Source organism: uncultured Campylobacter sp., assembly GCF_938040115.1.
Lineage (GTDB): Bacteria > Campylobacterota > Campylobacteria > Campylobacterales > Campylobacteraceae > Campylobacter_A.
In genome coordinates this window covers 1-2,738 of sequence record NZ_CALHXD010000164.1, presented here as the reverse complement: position 1 = coordinate 2,738, position 2,738 = coordinate 1, and the positions used below count along the sequence as shown (strand labels likewise).

3 protein-coding genes are annotated in these 2,738 nt (G+C 45.4%); all 3 read right to left on the bottom strand.

Features of this window, described 5'->3' with window-relative positions:
• Nucleotides 1-335, bottom strand: a 335-nt coding sequence (locus Q0314_RS05770) for a nitroreductase family protein (RefSeq protein ID WP_298057458.1), incomplete at its 3' end; no start/stop codon positions are given.
• Nucleotides 336-462: 127 nt separating this feature from the next.
• Entirely contained in the window at nucleotides 463-2,016 is a 1,554-nt protein-coding gene (locus tag Q0314_RS05765) for a disulfide bond formation protein B (RefSeq protein ID WP_298057456.1), read from the bottom strand.
• Between the two features lie 8 nt (nucleotides 2,017-2,024).
• Nucleotides 2,025-2,192, bottom strand: a complete 168-nt coding sequence (locus tag Q0314_RS05760) for a hypothetical protein (protein ID WP_298057454.1) — start codon at nucleotides 2,190-2,192, stop codon at nucleotides 2,025-2,027.
• Between the last annotated feature and the right edge of the window lie 546 nt (nucleotides 2,193-2,738).

Here is a 2,738-nt window from a genome sequence, read left to right as displayed (position 1 = left end):
TTCCTCGCAGCGATCACCTCGGGCGCCTTGTCTCCGCGGCGATCGATCATTTTTTCCACGTATTCGCCTACGCTTTTTACCTCAGCGACTTTAGCAAGGATAACTAGCAAATGCGAGCAAGAGGTGACTTGCACTTGATTCCACGAGGCTTCGCGGATCTTTTGCCTGAGCTGCTCGTTTTGCACGACGACGAAGTCCCACTGCTCTAGCCCAACCGAGCTAGGACTTAGCCTGCCCGCCTCCAAGATAAAGTCAAATTCGCCCACGCTGATTTTCTTGCTTTCGTCAAAGATCTTGCATGCATGACGAAATTTCATCGATTCTAAAAAATTCATTTTCGCTCCTTTGGTTTTTATGGTTACGCCAAATTATATAAAATTTGACCGAATTTAAGCTTAAAGAGGATTTAGGATAGAGGCAAACTTGCCCGCGCAAAACGGACGAATTTGCCTTAGTCGGGGGTTAAATTTGCTCGCCCAGAGGATTGTTTAGCTCTACGACGTTTACTTTGCCATCTTTATGAGCTAGAGCGTAGATGCTACCGCTCTTTATCGCCATGCCTGAGATATCGCCTATTTGCGGCATCGCGTAGGCGTCAATCACCTTCGCCTCCGCAAGGTCGATCACGAGCAAGGTGTTGTAGTTTTTGGAGTAGACCAAAAACTTACCGCCCGCGATATCGCCAGCCGTGACGTAGTAGTCCTTTAGATCGCGTTTATCTTTTAGCGCGAGGGCTGATGTCACGATAGTTTCTCCGCTTAGCATCTTGTCCTTGCTATCGACTTTGATGAGGATCAAGTTCTTAGCGCGCTCGTTTGGCACCGTGATCATATACATATAGGTGCTTTGCGGGTCTTTTGCGAGCGTTAGGACGTATTGTTTTTTCGCTCTTATCGTTAAAAGCGCCGGGCGGTCAAATTTCCACGCAGACTCGAGTCCGCCGCTGTTCTCTCTAAAATATCTCCACTCGTGATACGCGTCCACATTTTGGGCAGGTTTAACGGCGAATGTTATTTTGTTAAAGCCTGTAGTCACCAGCATATCGCCGACGAAAGTCGATGCGACGGCTTTTTTGATATTGCGGCCGTTTGGCTTGTCGATGATAGCGTGAGCGATCTCTTTAAAATTCGCATCCGTAAAATAAACTCCGCCTTCGGTGTTTGAGATGCCAAAAGTATCGTTTTTAGCGTTATACGCAAGTCCGCTCGTTACGCCTTTGCCAAAAATCCCCTTTGTCTCAAAAGGAAGCGGGAAGCTGTTTTTCACGCTAAGCGCGGGCTTCACGTCCGCGAATGCACCGGCACTTGGATCGGAGTTAAATTTGACGCTTATATCTTTAGGTTCGCCCGCTATAAACGGATCCTCGACGACGTTTGCGCCGACAAATGAAAACGGCTTTTCGAACCTTTTCCAAACGCCTGACGTCCAAGTGTTGTTTAGGCTGATACGCTCAGGATCGCCCTTGCCACTATAGGGAGGGATGCCTGCCGAGATGAGCGCCTGAACGGCATTTGATAGGATCACAAAGAGGCTTAATGCGATAACAAATTTAGAATATGCGCTAAGAGGCTTGATCCTAGTGTCCGAGCGCGAGATATCGCCAGAGACGACCTTATCTTTGGCAAAAAGCATCATAAGCCCCATCGCTACAACCACGACCCAGTACACTAAAATGCCCCACGTATAGGTATGCGCGCCGAATATATCGCCGCCAAAGCCCATGCCTACGTCTCTATATAAACTAAAGCTCGCGTGCCTTAGCGTCATAAAAATACCGTACGCAGCGCCAAAAAGCACGGCGGCTATGTAGCGCGCCTTTAGCCCGTAGCGCAGTATCAAGATGCCCGCGACGCCTACCACTACCATGCCGATACGCTCCCACCAGCAAAGCGTGCAAGGCCCCTCGCCGATGACGTAGCCAAGATAGATATTTGCGATACCGACGGGGATGGCAAGCACGAGCAAGACCGCGGTGGCCATGATAAAGTCGAAATTTTTCTCGTTAAAAAGGCTCATCTGCCCCCCTAGTACGCCGCGTAAGGCAGCAGGGACGTCCAGCTGGCGATGAAAAACATGATAAAGCAAATCGCCGTTCCCACGGCAAATGCGCCAAACGCTAAGCCCTCTTTTTTAGGCTTTTTCCAAGCTATAAAAACGGCTATAGCCAGAAAGAGAAACGATAAAAATTCCATTTTATCTCCTTTATTTCGTTAAGATTAGATTGTGGTTTTAATTTAATTCTTTTATATTTTCGCTTAAAATACGGAATATTTTTGATAATATGTTGCAGATTGCTTTAAAAATTGGGGAGGAGTTTTTTGGAAATTTAGCAGGTTTGGCTCACGAAAAAATAGTAAAATTTGCAGATTTTTATACGCGGGATTACGCGTAAATTTGCTGTTTTATTTTGCTATGATTTTTTATTTTAGTTAAATTTCATTTTTAAGAATTTTAGCTTTTTTTGTATTTTAGACGGCTCAAATTTGACTAAATTTATAGGCTCAGCGACTTTTGCTGATTTCTATAAATAAATTTGATAGGCTTGCCGTTTAAACTTTTATTTCAAATTTGACCGAATTTAAGCCCGTCAAATTTGATTAAATTTGCGCGTTTAAATTTAAAGCTCGGCTACCGTAAATTTATGCCGTATTCGCCGCGTTTTTTAGCTATGCCTACGACTACCGAGCTCTCATAACCCGCCTCTTTTAGACGAGAAAGAGCCAAATTTACCTCGCTTT

What these genes read in the sequence shown, in the direction of transcription:
- Q0314_RS05765 (WP_298057456.1), bottom strand. Translation starts at nt 2,016, where the DNA reads ATGAGCCTTTTTAACGAGAAAAATTTCGACTTTATCATGGCCACCGCG.
- Q0314_RS05760 (WP_298057454.1), bottom strand. Translation starts at nt 2,192, where the DNA reads ATGGAATTTTTATCGTTTCTCTTTCTGGCTATAGCCGTTTTTATAGCT.